Annotated in this window: 17 protein-coding genes; 5 read left to right on the forward strand and 12 right to left on the reverse strand. The window is 71.8% G+C overall.

The genetic code is table 11. The features are described from left to right. The first annotated feature begins 40 nt into the window (after positions 1-40). Positions 41-1057, forward strand: coding sequence for a LacI family DNA-binding transcriptional regulator (locus BDK92_RS15560; protein ID WP_121157367.1), 1017 nt, complete (start codon positions 41-43; stop codon positions 1055-1057). A gap of 42 nt (positions 1058-1099) precedes the next feature. Here the strand turns inward: BDK92_RS15560 and BDK92_RS15565 are convergent, their stop codons facing one another. Together BDK92_RS15565 and BDK92_RS15570 are read right to left on the reverse strand one after the other, a co-directional pair. Beyond that, entirely contained in the window at positions 1100-1615 is a 516-nt protein-coding gene (locus BDK92_RS15565; RefSeq protein WP_121157368.1) for an O-acetyl-ADP-ribose deacetylase, read from the reverse strand. Continuing rightward, the gene (locus BDK92_RS15570; RefSeq protein WP_121157369.1) at positions 1615-2445 is read right to left on the reverse strand and encodes an EI24 domain-containing protein; all 831 of its coding nucleotides are present in this window, start codon (positions 2443-2445) and stop codon (positions 1615-1617) included. The genes BDK92_RS15565 and BDK92_RS15570 overlap by 1 nt, the downstream gene beginning before the upstream one ends. A 95-nt stretch (positions 2446-2540) precedes the next feature. Here BDK92_RS15570 and BDK92_RS15575 point away from each other — a divergent pair, with 95 nt between their 5' ends. Next, positions 2541-3509, forward strand: a complete 969-nt coding sequence (locus BDK92_RS15575; protein WP_121157370.1) for a helix-turn-helix transcriptional regulator — start codon at positions 2541-2543, stop codon at positions 3507-3509. Between the two features lie 48 nt (positions 3510-3557). Here BDK92_RS15575 and BDK92_RS15580 read toward each other — a convergent pair whose 3' ends face one another. After that, on the reverse strand, positions 3558-4511 hold the full coding sequence (locus tag BDK92_RS15580; protein WP_246017052.1) for an SDR family oxidoreductase: 954 nt from the start codon (positions 4509-4511) through the stop codon (positions 3558-3560). A gap of 104 nt (positions 4512-4615) precedes the next feature. On the opposite strand from BDK92_RS15580, the gene BDK92_RS15585 reads away from it, so the two are divergent. Then, positions 4616-5299, forward strand: coding sequence for a nucleotidyltransferase domain-containing protein (locus BDK92_RS15585; protein WP_121157371.1), 684 nt, complete (start codon positions 4616-4618; stop codon positions 5297-5299). A gap of 4 nt (positions 5300-5303) precedes the next feature. Here BDK92_RS15585 and BDK92_RS15590 read toward each other — a convergent pair whose 3' ends face one another. From BDK92_RS15590 to BDK92_RS15610, 5 genes are all read right to left on the reverse strand, one after another. After that, a complete protein-coding gene (locus BDK92_RS15590) occupies positions 5304-6041 on the reverse strand; it encodes an alanyl-tRNA editing protein (RefSeq protein ID WP_121157372.1) in 738 nt (245 codons plus the stop codon). Positions 6042-6110: 69 nt separating this feature from the next. Continuing rightward, positions 6111-6998, reverse strand: a complete 888-nt coding sequence (locus BDK92_RS15595; RefSeq protein ID WP_121157373.1) for an alpha/beta fold hydrolase — start codon at positions 6996-6998, stop codon at positions 6111-6113. Further along, positions 6995-7309 (reverse strand): DUF2516 family protein, encoded by a 315-nt coding sequence (locus BDK92_RS15600; protein WP_121157374.1) that lies wholly within the window; start codon positions 7307-7309, stop codon positions 6995-6997. Before BDK92_RS15600 ends, BDK92_RS15595 begins: the two co-directional genes overlap by 4 nt. A 68-nt stretch (positions 7310-7377) precedes the next feature. Further along, a complete protein-coding gene (locus BDK92_RS15605; RefSeq protein WP_121157375.1) occupies positions 7378-8082 on the reverse strand; it encodes a hypothetical protein in 705 nt (234 codons plus the stop codon). Beyond that, positions 8079-8690 (reverse strand): helix-turn-helix domain-containing protein, encoded by a 612-nt coding sequence (locus BDK92_RS15610; RefSeq protein ID WP_121157376.1) that lies wholly within the window; start codon positions 8688-8690, stop codon positions 8079-8081. Before BDK92_RS15610 ends, BDK92_RS15605 begins: the two co-directional genes overlap by 4 nt. 122 nt (positions 8691-8812) lie before the next feature. Here BDK92_RS15610 and BDK92_RS15615 point away from each other — a divergent pair, with 122 nt between their 5' ends. Then, positions 8813-9604, forward strand: coding sequence for an alpha/beta fold hydrolase (locus tag BDK92_RS15615; RefSeq protein ID WP_121162197.1), 792 nt, complete (start codon positions 8813-8815; stop codon positions 9602-9604). 61 nt (positions 9605-9665) lie between these two features. Here BDK92_RS15615 and BDK92_RS15620 read toward each other — a convergent pair whose 3' ends face one another. The 4 genes from BDK92_RS15620 to BDK92_RS15635 all read right to left on the reverse strand — a co-directional run bounded on the left by BDK92_RS15620 (position 9666) and on the right by BDK92_RS15635 (position 13150). Continuing rightward, positions 9666-10622, reverse strand: a complete 957-nt coding sequence (locus tag BDK92_RS15620; protein WP_121157377.1) for an asparaginase — start codon at positions 10620-10622, stop codon at positions 9666-9668. A gap of 46 nt (positions 10623-10668) precedes the next feature. Continuing rightward, on the reverse strand, positions 10669-11508 hold the full coding sequence (locus BDK92_RS15625) for a beta-keto acid cleavage family enzyme (RefSeq protein WP_121157378.1): 840 nt from the start codon (positions 11506-11508) through the stop codon (positions 10669-10671). Positions 11509-11593: 85 nt separating this feature from the next. Then, a complete protein-coding gene (gene ygfZ, locus BDK92_RS15630) occupies positions 11594-12706 on the reverse strand; it encodes a CAF17-like 4Fe-4S cluster assembly/insertion protein YgfZ (RefSeq protein WP_121157379.1) in 1113 nt (370 codons plus the stop codon). An 18-nt stretch (positions 12707-12724) separates the two neighbouring features. Then, a complete protein-coding gene (locus tag BDK92_RS15635) occupies positions 12725-13150 on the reverse strand; it encodes a Fur family transcriptional regulator (RefSeq protein ID WP_121157380.1) in 426 nt (141 codons plus the stop codon). A gap of 38 nt (positions 13151-13188) precedes the next feature. Here BDK92_RS15635 and BDK92_RS15640 point away from each other — a divergent pair, with 38 nt between their 5' ends. After that, complete coding sequence (locus BDK92_RS15640; protein WP_121157381.1) at positions 13189-14103, forward strand: aminotransferase class IV; 915 nt, start codon at positions 13189-13191, stop codon at positions 14101-14103. Positions 14104-14108: the final 5 nt, after the last annotated feature.

Below are 14108 nucleotides of genomic sequence, written 5' to 3' on the forward strand. Positions count from 1 at the left end.
CGCCGGTGGCAGTGCCACGGCGAGGAGACGAAGGAGCCGCATGACGATGGCGCGGGAGCGACCGACCCTGGAGGCGGTGGCACGGCGCGCCGGTGTCTCCCGAGCCACGGTGTCGCGGGTGGTCAACGGTTCGACCACGGTCGCCGAGCCGATCCGGGAAGCGGTCCGGCGGGCGGTCCAGGAACTGGGGTACGTGCCCAACCTGGCCGCCCGCAGTCTGGTCACCCAGCGGACCGACTCGATCGCGCTGATCCTGCCCGAGGCCGCCACCCGGGTCTTCTCCGACGACCACTTCTTCCCCGGCATCATCCGTGGGGTGAGCCAGGAGTTGGAGGCCGCCGACAAGCAGCTCGTGCTGATGCTGGCCGGCTCGACGGCCAGCCACGACCGGGTGGAGAGCTACGCCATGGGCCGGCACGTCGACGGGGTGCTCTTCGCCTCGCTGCACGGCGCCGACCCGCTCCCCAGCGCGCTGGCCCGGATGGGCATCCCGGTCGTCTGCGGCGGACGCCCGCTCGGACGGGCGTCCGTACCGGTGCCGTACGTCGACGTCGACCACATCGGCGGGGTGGCCCGTGCCGTACGGCACCTGCTCGACTCCGGTCGACGGCGGATCGCCACCATCGCCGGCCCACAGGACATGGTCGCCGGCATCGAACGGCTGGCCGGCTACCGGACCGAGTTGCAGGACTCCCGGCGTCGCTCGATCGTCGCGGTCGGCGACTTCACCCGGGAGTCCGGGGCGCTCGCCATGCGCCAACTGCTCGACGACGACCCGACCCTCGACGCGGTCTTCGTGGCCTCGGACCTGATGGCCCACGGCGCCCTCCGTACGCTGCGCGAGGCCGGTCGCCGGGTCCCCGACGACGTGGCGGTGATCGGATTCGACGACATCGAGTCGGCCCGTTACACCGATCCGCCACTGACCACGGTGCGTCAGCCAATCCTCCAGATCGGCCGGGAGATGACCCGGCAACTGCTCCGGCTCGCGGCCGGCGAGGAGGTCGAGCCGGCGGTGGTCCTCCCGACCGAACTGGTGCTGCGCGACTCCGCCTGACCGCGTCGGCTCAAGCAGTCGACCCGGCCCGCGTCGGTTGACTCAGCCGCCGTCCCGCACCCGTTCCGCGACGGCGAGGGTCCCGGCGTCGAAGAGCACCAGTTGGGCCTCGGCGACATGTGTCGGCCGAGCCGCCCCCAGGACGGTCAACGCCTGGCGTACCGCGTCCTCGATCGGCCAGCGGTAGACGCCGGATGAGATCAACGGGAAGGCGATCGACGTGGCACCGAGTTCGTCGGCGACCCGGAGGCTGTGGGAGTAGCAGTCCCGCAACAGCCCGGACCGGTCCTCGTCGGCCGACCAGACCGGGCCGACGGTATGCACCACCCAGCGGGCCGGCAGGTTGCCGGCGGTGGTGGCGACCGCCTGGCCGGTCGGCAGGCCCCGGCCGTACCGGGATGCCCGCAGGTCCCGACAGGCGTCCAGAATCGCCGGACCGCCGCGCCGGTGGATCGCCCCGTCGACCCCACCGCCGCCGAGCAGCGACGAGTTCGCCGCGTTGACGATGGCGTCCACCCGTACCGTGGTGATGTCCGCTTGGAGCAGCCTCGTCTCCACTATGCCCCCGTGCCGGGGGCCGGCTGCTCGATCCAGCGGCCGGGTTCGTCGATCGGCTGGCCGAGCGACCGCCGGGCGAGCAGGGCGGCGCCGGCCACCGCCGCCGGCATGACCAGGATCGCGCCAAGCGGGATCAGAAAACAGCAGAAGACGGCGACGCCGAAGCCGAGCGCGACCGGCCGGTGCTCGCGCAACACCCGACGCCGGTCCGCCAGGCGCAGCCCGCGCCGGTAGAAGGGGGCGCCCACCAGCTCCAGGGCGAGGAACCAGCCGCCGACCGCGGCGGCGATCACGGGTACGACGAACTGCCCGACCACCGGAATGAAACCGGCGAAGAAGAGCGGTACGCCGAGCAGCACGGAGCGGGTGACCAGCCGGAGCGAGTCGACCATGCTCCGCCGCAGGGACCGCAGCCAGTGCACCTCGATCTCGTTGGGCACCCCGCCGTACCGGGCCTCGACCCGGCCGGAGATCTCCTCGTAGAACGGGTCGCCGACGACCAGGGTCACCGCCGTGAAGGTGAGTACGCCGAGCACCGCGCCGAGGGCGAGGAACGCGAACGCGGCGAGCACCCGGATCAGGTCCCGACCCCATTGCACCCAGCCGTCGGCGAACGGGGTGACCAGGTCGGCGAGGTCGGTGACGAAGTAGATCAGCGTGGCGTAGCCGGCGAGGAAGAGGGCACCGGTGATCAGCGCCGGCAGGATGCCGAGCAACACCAGACGGGGATTCCGGGCGTACGTGCCGAGGCCGCGCAGGAGCAGCCCGACACCGGTGAAGAACTGCCCGGCCGCGCTGACAGCCGGGGCCGCGACCTTGGCTGCGCCCACGAGCCGGAAGCCTACTGGGTGACCCTGACGGCCGGCTCTGTTCCACCACCGCCCGTCGGCGGCCGGAGGCCGGCGGTGGACGGCAGTATGGACGGATGCGCGCTGCTCGGCTGATCTCACTGGTGCTGCTGTTGCAGAACCGGGAGACGATGACCGCCGCCGAACTCGCCCAGGAACTGGAGGTTTCCGAGCGGACGGTGTACCGGGACGTGGTGGCGCTCGGCGCGGCCGGGGTGCCGGTCTACGCCGACCGTGGACGGGCCGGTGGTTATCGGCTGCTCGGTGGTTACCGGACCAGGCTGACCGGGTTGAGTCGCGCCGAGGCCGACGCGCTCTTCCTCTCCGGCCTGCCCGGACCGGTCGACGAGATGGGGCTCGCCGAACCGGTCGCCGCCGCCCGGTTGAAGGTGCTGGCCGCGTTGCCTGCACCGCTGCGGGACGCGGCTCGACGCTCCGGGCAGCGGTTCCACCTGGACGTACCCGGCTGGTTCGGGGCCGCCGATCCGCCGCCGTTGCTCAGCGACCTGGCCACGGCGGTGTGGCGCGACCGGGTGGTGGAGCTGCGCTACCACCGGCGCGACCGGGAGGTGACCCGGATCGTGCAGCCGTACGGGCTGGTCCTCAAGGGCGGGGTCTGGTACCTCGTCGCACGGGTCGACGACGACCACCGCACCTACCGGGTGGACCGGGTGGTCGGGGTCGAGGTCACCACGACCGGCTTCGACCGGGACGGGGACTTCGACCTGGCCGGCTTCTGGTCGGCCCAGGTGACCGGGTTCATCGAGGCCATGCTTCCCGAGCGGATCACGGTACGGCTGAGCCCGGCCGGCCTCCGCGCGCTGCGGTACCTGACGGAACCACCGGCTGCGCGGGAGGCGCTCGCGGCGGCGGGCGAACCCGACGGGCAGGGCTGGGTGGTGACCCGGCTGCCCGTCGAGTCACTCGACGTCGGCTACAGCATGCTGCTCCGCTTCGGCCCGGAGATCGAGGTGCTCGACCCGCCGCCGCTGCGGGCCCGGCTCGCCGAGGCGGCGGCCCGGTCGGACGCGCTCTACCGGCCGTGACCCCTGTCGGCGCCTAGGCGCCGTGGCCCCCCGTCCACGGGGTACCGATCAGCGGTAGCCGGTGGCGTCGGCGGGCTTGCCCGGGTCCTGTACCTCGACGATGTAGCGCCAGGCGTCGGGCTGGCTGCCGTCGAGGTCGGTGAAGCCGTAGACCCGGGCGAGTTGGCCGCTGGAGAGCGACTGACCGGACCAGCGGGCCCGGTCCGGGTCGGCGGCGAGGGCGGCGACCGCACGGCCGACGTACGCGGGCGACTCCGAGACGACAAAGTGCGGTTCCCGCGCGGTCGCGTCCCGCCAGTTCTCCTCGGTGACGCCGTAGAAGTCGAGCATCATCTCCGAGCGTAGCCAGCCCGGCGTCAGCGCGACCGCGGTCGCGCCGTACGGGCGCAGTTCGTGGGCCTGGCTGAAGGCGAGTCGGTTGACCGCCGTCTTCGCCAGGTCGTAGAAGACCGTGGCGCGGTAGTTGTTCCCGTTGTACTCCGTGGTGCCGTCGCCGACCTCGACCACCAGGCCACCGGGCGAGCGGATCAGCAGCGGCAACGCGTAGTGGCTGGTGATCAGGTGGGTGTCGATCGCCAGGCGGAGCGTACGCAGCCCGTCGGCGAGTGAGTGCTGCCAGAGCGACTGGTCCCAACCGATCATCGGATCGGCGCCCCACACGTCGTTGACCAGTACGTCCAGCTTTCCCTGCTCCCGGTCGATCCGTTGGACCAGCGCCTCGACCCGCTCCGGCACCAGATGGTCGACCGGCACCGCGATGCCGACGCCGCCGGCCTCGTTGACGAGTTCCGCGGTCTCCTCGATGGTCTCGGGTCGGTCCAGTTCCGAGCGTTGCTCACGGGTGCTGCGACCGGTGGCGTAGACGGTGGCGCCGGCAGCGCCGAGCTGCACCGCGATCTGCCGGCCGGCTCCTCGGGTCGCCCCGGCGACCAGCGCGATCCTGCCGGTCAGTGGGCGTTCCGTTCGGTTCCTGTCGGGACTCATGTCGACGAGTTGGCTCATGTCGACGACGTTGTCAGCAAAACCTGACAACCGATGGCAACTTTTCCGGCCTCCCGAACAAAAACCCGTTCGGCCGAAGCAGCCGGTACGCGATCATCTCCGGTATGCGCCTGCTCCTCGCCGGGATCGTCGGCTCGACCGCGTACGGCCTGGCCCGCCCGGGGTCCGACGTGGACCGGCTCGGTCTATTCGCCGCGCCCACGGTCGCCTTCCACGGGCTGCACCCGCCGCAGGCGTCGATCGTGACCACGTCACCGGACCGGACCCTGCACGAGGCGGGCAAGTGGTGCCGGCTGGCACTGAGCGGCAACCCGACCGCGACCGAGTTGGTCTGGCTGCCCGACGAGTTGTACGAGACCCGGACCGACCTGGGCGACCGGCTGGTCGGCCTCCGTACGGCATTCCTGGCCGCTCCCCGGGTCCGGGCCGCCTACCTCGGTTACGCCGGCCAGCAGTTCCGCAAGCTCGAGTCGCGCGGCGACGGTACGTTCTCGGCCGACACCCGGCGACGGACCGCCAAACACGCCCGCCACCTGGCCCGCCTCGTCCACCAGGGCCGCGTGCTGTACGCGACCGGCCGGCTGCCGATCCGGCTCGACGACCCCCGGTCCTTCGTGGACTTCGGCGATCGGGTCGCCGCCGGGGAGGTGGACGAGGCACGTGCGCTGCTGGCCGAGGCCGAACGGGACTTCGACACCATCCGCAGCCCGTTGCCGGAACAGCCGGACGAGCCGGCCGTCGAGAGCTGGCTGCTCGACGTACGCGCGGCGAACCTGCCGCAGGACTAGCCGGTCACTCGACCAGGCGGACCCGTACCCGGCGGTTGGCCTTGCCCTTGCTCTCCACCTTGACCACCTGGACCTTGCCGATCTGGGCGGTCGAGGCGACGTGCGTGCCCCCGTCGGCCTGTACGTCCAGCCCGACGATGTCGACGATCCGGATCTCCTGCTCGTCGGCGGGGATCAGGTTGCTCTGGGTCCGGATGATGTCCGGCAGCGCCAGCGCCTGGTCGCGCGGCAGCACCTTCACCGCCACCGAGCGGTCGGCCGCCACCTCGACGTTGACCAGTTCCTCCAGCCGGGTCTTGAAGTCGGCCGGCACCTCGGGCAGGTTGAAATCCATCCGGGCCTCGCCCGGTTCCATGCTGTTGCCGGTGACGAGGGCACCGAAGTCCCGGAACACCACCCCGCAGAGCACGTGCAGCCCGGAGTGGGTGCGCATCAGCATGGTGCGCCGGGTCTCCTCAAGCGCGCCGGTGACGGCGGTGCCGACCGGTGGGACCGGATCGCCCTCGGCCGGGATCAGGTAGAGGTCGTCGCCCTTGTGGGTGCCGACGATACGGGTCTGCGTGCCCTGCCAGAGCAGCACACCGTGGTCCGGCGGCTGGCCGCCGCCACCCGGGTAGAACGCCGAACGGTCCAGCACGATCCCCCGGTCCGGGTCGACGTGCACCACCGTGCACGTCCACTCCCGCAGGGTCGGGTCAGCGAGGTCGAGCCGAACCGTGTGGCCATGTTGAGTAACACCCATGCCCAGGCAGGTTACTCGTCCGGCCGGTCCCGCTCGTCGAACCCGCCTGGCTGTTCTCGTCGAACCCGGCTAGCTGTTGAGGAACTGGGACACGCGGGCGCGCAGATCCGCCCGGTGGGTCCAGAGCACGCCAGGACGGTCGTAGACCTGGAGTGTGGCGTCGGGCAGGGCGGCGGCGAGTTGCTCGGCGACGGCGAGCGGGTGCAGGTCGTCCCCGGCGCAGCCGATCACCAACGAACGGGCGGTGACCGCGCCGAGCGACGCGGCGTCCGAGACCGCAACCTCGTCCGGCAGGCTGGCCAGCCCCGCCGCCAACCCGTCCCGCATCAACTGGTCGATCCGTTGGCGCAGGTACGCCCAACCGGCCGGGGTGTTCCGCACCGCGGGCGGCAGTTCGGCGGCGGCGGCCTCGGCGACCGTACCGGCCTCACCGCTCTCGACCGCCTCCAGCAACGCGGTCAGCCGCTCCCGGGCCGCCGCCGGCCGAGGTTGGTCGAGCACCGCCGGCAGGAAGAAGACCGCCCGGTCGAACCGTTCCGGGCTCTCGGAGAGCAACCGGGTCAGCGCACCGGCGCCGAGACTGACACCGACCGCGCGGGTGGCCCGGCTCAGGTCGGCGATCGCCCGCAGGTCCCGGGCGAGGTCCGCGTAGCTCCACCTGCCGTCCGGCGCGTCCGACCGGCCGTGGCCACGGAACTGGAAGAAGACCCGGCGCCCACTGACCGCGCTGCCCAGTGGCCGGGTGACCGCGATGCCGCCGCCGAGCCCGTGCGCGAAGACGGTCACCGGGTCGCCGGCACCGGTGATCAACCGCTCCAGCCGTACGCCGTGCGGGGTGGTGACGAGTTCGGTCTCCGGCTCGGGCAGGGCGGGACGCCCGGTTCGAGGTGCACTCGGACCGGGTCCGTACGTCCGTGGCCCGCCGTCAGGAGGTGGAGGCCAGCGGAAATCTCTCACCAGAAGCCTTTGCCGTCGGTGAGGTCACGCAGGCCGGGCCGCACGTCGAGCAGGTAGATCAGGGCGGCCGCGATGCCGATCAGACCGAAGATGGTGATGACACCGCCGAGCAGCAGGGTCATGACCATGCAGACGGCGAGGATGGCGATCCAGCCCCCCTTGGGCAGGGTGCCGATCGCCGGGAACGCGTCCGACCTTTGTGTGATCGCGTGCACCAGGGCCACCCCCTCGATGATGAGGGCGAGGATGCGGAGCGCCAGCTCAATGACGTACCGGACATCGGCGTAGAAGATCGGCGCGGCAGTATCCATGCCGTGAAGCTTATGTCGACAACCCCGGGTACGGGCTACTTGCCGTACCCGGGGTTGTCCGGCCGCGTCTACTTCTCGTCGCTGGCCGGGGTGCGCTTCGCCGACCGGGCCACGCCGGTCTTCGTGGCGGCGGCCTTGGTGGCCGGCGCCTTGGCGGCGGTGGCCTTGGTCGTCGTCCGGGCCGGGGTACGGGTGGCCTTGGTCGCCACGGCCTTGGCCACGGTCTCCTTCGTCGCCAGCGCCTCCGGGGTGACGGTCACCTCAGCCGGGGCCTTGGGCGCGTCGGCGCCGGCGGCCTGTGCCGGTACAGCGGGGGCCGGTGCCGGCGCCTCGGCCGGGGTGCCGACCGAGGCGACCACCCGTTCACCCCGGGCCACCATGGCACCGTAGGCGGCGACGGCCCGCTCGGAGGCGCTGTGCGCACCGGAGACCACGACCGCGGCGTTGCGGATCGCGGCCGTACGCAGCCGGCTGACGTCCAGCTCCGCGCCGACCGTGCGGCCCCGCAGGCTGGTCGCGGTGGTGTTCGCGGTACGCAGCGCCTCGGCAGCCCGCTCGCGCAGCTCGGCGGCACCGACCGTGGCCTTCTCGCGCAGCTCGGTCGTGTTGATGGCAACGGCCTTCTCGCGCAGTTCGGCAGTGCTGGTCGCGGCCTTCTCGGTCAGCTCGGTGACGACGGCGGGGAGCTTGCGCAGCTGCTCCAGGGCGAGGTCGCCGATGCCGGCGGCGGCGTAGAGAGGGGTGGGGATACGAGGGGTCCGGGGGTCGGTCATGACTGCTCCTCCTCGACCGCTGGCGCGGTCTTCCGGACCGCCTTGCGGGCGGTCCGCTTGGCGGGTTGGGGGGCGTTCGGCGATGGCGCGGTGCCCGACTCGGTTCGCGCCACCGACTCGAGTGCGTCGTCGATCGCCGTACTGCCGCCGTCGGCCGGTCCGGTGGTGGTGCTGGTCGGCGCGGTCGGCGGTGTGCTGGTGGCGGTCGTGGTCTCCGCCGGCGTGCTGGTCTCGGACTCCGCCGGCGTGCTGGTCTCGGCGAGGCGCGCGTTCTCCCGCCGGAACGTCTCGTAGATCTGGCTCAGCGACTGCTTCTGCGGCATGGTCAGGTCGGGGTCGGCCGCGATCGAGGCGAGCACCCCGTGCCCCTCCTTGTCGTCGAGCAGGCCGGCCCGCAGGTACATGACCGGCGTCGACACCCGTAGGGCGCTGGCGAGTTGCTGGAGAACCTCCGCACTCGGCTTGCGCAGTCCACGCTCGATCTGGCTCAGGTAGGGGTTGCTCACCCCGGCCTGGTCGGCGAGCTGCCGCAGCGAGATCTTCGCGTTGCGGCGCAGGTCGCGGATGAACCCACCGACGTCGCGGGGCAGGTCCTTGGGGTTCGCCATGTCCTCGACGGTAGTTCGCGGCGCTAGCTGTTGCAAGCAAAACGCTAGCCACAGTTAGCGAGGTCTCATCCCGAACCACTTTGCGCCACAGGGGGCGAAGTGCGTAGCTTCCCCTGGTGTCGATGATCGAATTGAATGGGACCACGCTGGCCTACGACGACCTGGGTGACGGAAGCAGCGTCGTACTGCTGCACGCCGGCATCGCCGACCGCCGCATGTGGCGGCACCAGGTCGCCGTCCTCGCCCAACGTCACCGGGTACTCAGCCTGGACCTGCGCGGGTACGGCGACTCCGAACTGTCCGAGCAGTCCTTCGCCCACCACGACGACGTGGTCGGTCTGCTCGACGCACTGGGCATCGAACGGGCCGCCCTGGTCGGTTGCTCGTTCGGTGGCGCGGTGGCGATCGACACCACGCTCGCCCACCCGGACCGGGTCACCGCGCTCGCCCTCTTCGGCTCGGCGGTCTCCGGCTACCAGTGGTCCGACGAGGCCAACGAACTCTGGGAAAACCTGATCGGCGAGGTCGACGACGGGGACTTCGACGCGGCCGCCGCGGCCGAGGTGCGGTTCTGGGTGGTGGGCCCGGGTCGGCAGCCAGCCGATGTGGACCCCGCACTGCGCGAGCTCGCCCAGGAGATGGACCGTCGTGCGCTCGCCGCCGAGGCGGCGCTCGGCAACGTCGAGGTACGCGAACTCGACCCGCCCGCGATCGAACGGCTCGCCGACATCAAGGTGCCGGTGCTGGTCGGGGCGGGTGCGGCCGACGTACCGGACATCTCCCGACTGGCCGACACGATCGCCGCCCAGGTGCCGGGGGCGGTCCGGCTGCCGGACGTACCCGACGCCGGCCACCTGCTCCCCCTGGAACGCCCCACCCCGGTCAACGACGCCCTGCTGAACTTCCTCCCCTAACAACGCGTAAGGAAGGGCCCCTTATTAACGCATAGCGTTAATAAGGGGCCCTTCCTTACGCTCAGAGGGGGCGGATGGCGCCGACCGGGACGCCGCCGCCGAACAGCGGCACATCGGCCAGCTCGTCCAGCACGGGTGCGGCCACACCCAGCTTGCGCAGCGCCGTGACCAGCACCGGCATCCGGGCTCGGGCGGCCCCGTCGTCGATCTTGAGCGCCACCGCGCCGACCCCGGGCAGGGCGGCCACCAGTACGCCCTCCGCCCCGACCTTGGAGAGCAATCCGGGCACCCCGGTCATCAGCAGGTTGTCCTCGGCCCCGGTGCCGGAGACCAGGTCCGGGTGGGCCCGCATCGCGTCGGCGACGGTCCGCTCGACCGAACCCGGCGCCCCCGAGACCAGGCGCAGGAACCCGCTAGCAAGCCCGGTCAGCGAGACCGCGAGCACCGGGGCGCCACAGCCGTCGACCCCGGTCGCCGCCACCTGCTCACCGGTGAAGTCCTCGATCGCCGTACGCAGCCGCTGCTGCAACGGGTGCTCGGGCCGCCAGTACCCGTCCACCGGCCAGCCGGCGGCGAGACAGGTCAGCAGCATCCCGGTGTGCTTGCCGGAGCAGTTCATCAGGATCCGGGCCGGTCCGCCACCAGCCCGGTAGACCTCCGCCCGCGCCGCCTCGCTCACCGGCAGGTCGGGTGGGCAGCGCAGAGCCGATGCGGTCAGGCCACCGCTGCGCAACATGGCCTCGACTCTGGCCACGTGGAAATCCTCGCCGTAGTGGCTGCCGCAGACCAGTGCCAGGTCGGCCGCGTCGACCAGCCGCAGACCGGAACGAAGCATCCCGATCGCCTGCATCGGCTTGCTGGACGAACGCGGAAAGATCGGCGAACGTACGTCGCCCACCGAGGAGACAACCGCACCGTCCGCGCCGAGGAGCACCACCGAACCCCGGTGGGTTCCCTCGACGAAACCGGACCGGACCACCTCGGCGAGCGGCTCGCCGCCCGCGTAGCTCTGTGCCATGATCCCAGAACTTAGCGAGTGGCCCGACCGCCGCCTTAAGGAGCCCTCAGGAACGAGGCGGAAGCCTCAGCAGCTCACGGACGTCCGCACTGGTCATCGGGGGCCGCTGGGCGAGTTGGGCGAAGCCGACGGCACGCGCCACCAGTTGCATGTTCGACTCCACCGGCCGGCCCTTGGCGTACGTGACGGTGTCCTCCATGCCGACCCGGAGGTGGCCACCGGCGGAGAGGGAGGCGAGCAGCACCGGGATGGTGCTGCGCCCGATGCCGGTGGCGGAGAACGTGGTCCCCTCCGGCAGGTCACGCAGCGACTGACGACACGCGACCAACGCCTCGGTGGTGCCCGGCATACCGCCCGGCACCCCCATCACGAAATCGACGTGCACGTGACCGCCGGCGGGCAGGCCGTGCTTGTCGAGCAGCCGGCGCAGGGTGGTGAGCTGACCCAGGTCGAAGATCTCGTACTCGGGGGCGATGCCGCGCTCCTGCATCCGGGTGTGCAGTTCGACGATGAACTCCCACCGGTTCAGGAACACGTCGTCGCCGAAGTTGACCGTCCCCATGGTGCAGGAGGCCATCTCGGGACCGGCGTCGAGCACGGCCAGCCGCTCCGCCTCCGGGTCGGTGACCGCCCCGCCGGTGGAAAGCTGCACGATCAGGTCGGTGTTCTCCCGTAGCGCGGCGACGGTCTCGCGCAGCCGCCCCTGGTCGAGCGTCGGCCGGGCCTGATCGTCACGGATGTGTACGTGGATCACGGCCGCGCCGAGCGCCTCGCACTCCTTCGCGGTCCGTACCAGCTCGTCCAGGGTCACCGGCAGTGCCGGGACCTCGGCCTTGGTCGATTCCGCCCCGGTCGGGGCCACCGTGATCAACGTCCCTGTTGTCATGCCGGCGATCCTAACCAGGCCACCCGTTACCTCCGCCACACCAACCGTGCGCCGCCCGTCGACGCGCGGGTGACGCGGATCGGGCTCAGGAGGGGTCGATCGCGGCGGCCACCCCGTCGACCACCAACTGGGCGTCGTCGGGCACGTTGCGCTTGAGCACCGCCAACGCGACCGGGCCCAGTTCGAAGTGGCGGACGGCCGTACCGACAAAACCGACCGCCCGGTCGCCGTTGGTCACCGGGGCGCCGACCGCCGGAAGCTGGTCGGAACCGAGCCCGTCCAGGTGCAGCAGCACCAGCCGGCGCGGCGGCCGACCCAGGTTGTGCACCCGGGCCACCGTCTCCTGCCCCCGGTAGCAGCCCTTGTCCAGGTGTACGGCCGGGGCGATCAGGTCCACCTCCGCCGGAATGGTGCGGTGGTCGGTCTCGAAACCGACCCGGGGCAGTCGGGCGGCGACCCGCACCGCCTCGTACGCCCAGAGCCCGGCCAACGGCACCCCGGCGCCGGTCAGCTCAGCCACCACCCGGTCCAGTTCGGCGCGGGGCACCAGCAGGTCGACACCGAGCTCCACCCGGCGGGCCCAGCCGCCGCCCGGCAACGGGCGTACGTCGTACCGCGTGGTCGGTCGGGGCGGCAGGTCCCCGCCGGCGAACTTCGGACCCGGCACCGGCAGCGCGTCCGGCACGTCGAGCCCGCTGACGCCGAGCGTGCCGACCGCCTCGGCGGCACGCGGGCCGACCAGGGAGAGCACCGCCCAGTCGGCGGTCGCGTCCCGCGGATCGACCTGGGTGAAGAAGCGCATCTTCTCCAGGTACGTGAGCAGACCGGCGGTGTCCCGGGGCTCGGTGTCGAGCCAGGTGGTCTCGCCGTCCTCGGCGACCATCGCGTGCTGCTCGATGTGTCCGTGCGGTGAGAGGACCAGCAGTTCGCTGCCCTGCCCCGCGCGGAGGTCGGCCAGGTGCTGGGTGGTCAGGGTGTGCAGCCAACCGACCCGCTCGACCCCGGGGACCGCGATCACACCCCGGTGGGAGCGGTCGACCAGGCCCACCTCGCTGGCGAGATTCCGCTGTTCCCGCATCGGGTCGCCGTAGTGTGCGGCAACGCCCCGCACGCCGGCCGCCGCGTGTTCCGGCGTCGGCTGGTCCGGCGTCTGCTCGTCCAGCACCTCGACGGCCACCGCACCCGCGATGTCGATCATTTGCCACCCCGCAGTCGACTAGTCCTGCTGTTCCCCGCACTTCCGGCAGAGACCGAAGAGTGCCACGTGCCCGACGTCGACCACGAATCCCCGTTCGTTGGCCAACTGGTCGGCGAGCGGCCCGAGCATCTCCGGGTCGATCTCGTCCACCTCGCCGCAGGACCGGCACACCAGATGGACGTGCTGGTCCGCGCCGGCCGCGTGGTAGGTCGGGGAACCGTGCGACAGGTGCGTATGGGTAACGAGTCCGAGCCGCTCCAACAATTCCAGGGTGCGGTAGATAGTGGTGATGTTCACTCCGGCGGCGATCCCCCGGACGGCCGTGTGCACCTGTTCCGGGGTGGCGTGCCCCAGTTCGAGGACGGCCTCGAGAATCAGTTGCCGCTGCGCCGTCAGGCGCAGCCCGCGGGAGCGCAACATTTCGGCCAGCGATGATTCCGACACTCGCCGATCATAGTTCCCCCGGGTGGGCTCGCCCGACCATGGCAATCACGGCGAGCGGCTCCCCCGCCCCCTGGACACCGTTACGCTCTGAACTCGTGTCCGGACGCCCGATCGTCGCCGTGCTGGGCCGGGGCGTGGTCCCGGCCGACGAACCGGTCGTGCGCGCCGACGACCGGGGGGTGCTGCACGGTGACGGCCTCTTCGAGACCATGCACGTACGCGGCGGTCGGCCGTGGCTGCGCAACGAACACCTGACCCGGCTGGCCAACGCCGCCGTCGCCGTCGACCTGCTGCTGCCCGACGCCACCGAGCTCGCCGTACTGCTGGAGGAGGTCTGCGCGCACTGGCCGGCGCAGGTTGAGGGGGCACTGCGGCTGGTCTGCACCCGTGGGCCGGAGGAGGGCGGTCCGGCCACCGTCTTCGCCACCCTGTCCGAGGTCGCACCCGCGCTTCGGCTGGCCCGGACCGCCGGCGTCACCGTCGCCACGCTGCCGCTCGGCGTACCGGCCGGGGCCCGCGCCGGGCTGCCCTGGCTGCTCGCCGGGGTCAAGTCCACCTCGTACGGGGTGAGCCTGGCGGCCCGCCGCTGGGCCGCCGCGAACGGGGTCGACGACGTGCTCTGGACCTCGACCGACGGTTACGCCCTGGAGGGGCCGTCGGCCAACCTGGTCTGGTTGGCCGGCGACACGCTCTGTACGGTGCCGGCCGCGAGTACCGGCATCCTGCCCGGCTTGACCGCCAGGTGGCTGCTCGCGCACGCCGATTCGCTCGGCTGGTCGGCCGAGGAACGCCTGGTCACCCCGGCGGAGCTACGTGAGGCGGCGTGCGGCGGCGCCTGGTTCACCTCGTCCGTACGCGGGCTGGCTGAGGTGCGGTCGCTGGACGGCATGCCGCTGCCGCCCAGCCCACACACCCGTAACCTGCTCGATCTGCTGGGTTTCCCGGCGGCCTGACCGTC

Origin of the sequence: Micromonospora pisi (assembly GCF_003633685.1) — a bacterium.
GTDB classification, from domain to species: domain Bacteria; phylum Actinomycetota; class Actinomycetes; order Mycobacteriales; family Micromonosporaceae; genus Micromonospora_G; species Micromonospora_G pisi.

What these genes read in the sequence shown, in the direction of transcription:
- BDK92_RS15600 (WP_121157374.1), bottom strand. Translation starts at nt 7,309, where the DNA reads ATGGATACTGCCGCGCCGATCTTCTACGCCGATGTCCGGTACGTCATT.
- BDK92_RS15620 (WP_121157377.1), bottom strand. Translation starts at nt 10,622, where the DNA reads ATGGCACAGAGCTACGCGGGCGGCGAGCCGCTCGCCGAGGTGGTCCGG.
- BDK92_RS15590 (WP_121157372.1), bottom strand. Translation starts at nt 6,041, where the DNA reads ATGGGTGTTACTCAACATGGCCACACGGTTCGGCTCGACCTCGCTGAC.
- BDK92_RS15560 (WP_121157367.1), top strand. Translation starts at nt 41, where the DNA reads ATGACGATGGCGCGGGAGCGACCGACCCTGGAGGCGGTGGCACGGCGC.
- BDK92_RS15605 (WP_121157375.1), bottom strand. Translation starts at nt 8,082, where the DNA reads ATGACCGACCCCCGGACCCCTCGTATCCCCACCCCTCTCTACGCCGCC.
- BDK92_RS15580 (WP_246017052.1), bottom strand. Translation starts at nt 4,511, where the DNA reads ATGAGCCAACTCGTCGACATGAGTCCCGACAGGAACCGAACGGAACGC.
- BDK92_RS15640 (WP_121157381.1), top strand. Translation starts at nt 13,189, where the DNA reads ATGGCAATCACGGCGAGCGGCTCCCCCGCCCCCTGGACACCGTTACGC.
- BDK92_RS15625 (WP_121157378.1), bottom strand. Translation starts at nt 11,508, where the DNA reads ATGACAACAGGGACGTTGATCACGGTGGCCCCGACCGGGGCGGAATCG.
- ygfZ (WP_121157379.1), bottom strand. Translation starts at nt 12,706, where the DNA reads ATGATCGACATCGCGGGTGCGGTGGCCGTCGAGGTGCTGGACGAGCAG.
- BDK92_RS15610 (WP_121157376.1), bottom strand. Translation starts at nt 8,690, where the DNA reads ATGGCGAACCCCAAGGACCTGCCCCGCGACGTCGGTGGGTTCATCCGC.
- BDK92_RS15615 (WP_121162197.1), top strand. Translation starts at nt 8,813, where the DNA reads ATGATCGAATTGAATGGGACCACGCTGGCCTACGACGACCTGGGTGAC.
- BDK92_RS15575 (WP_121157370.1), top strand. Translation starts at nt 2,541, where the DNA reads ATGCGCGCTGCTCGGCTGATCTCACTGGTGCTGCTGTTGCAGAACCGG.
- BDK92_RS15585 (WP_121157371.1), top strand. Translation starts at nt 4,616, where the DNA reads ATGCGCCTGCTCCTCGCCGGGATCGTCGGCTCGACCGCGTACGGCCTG.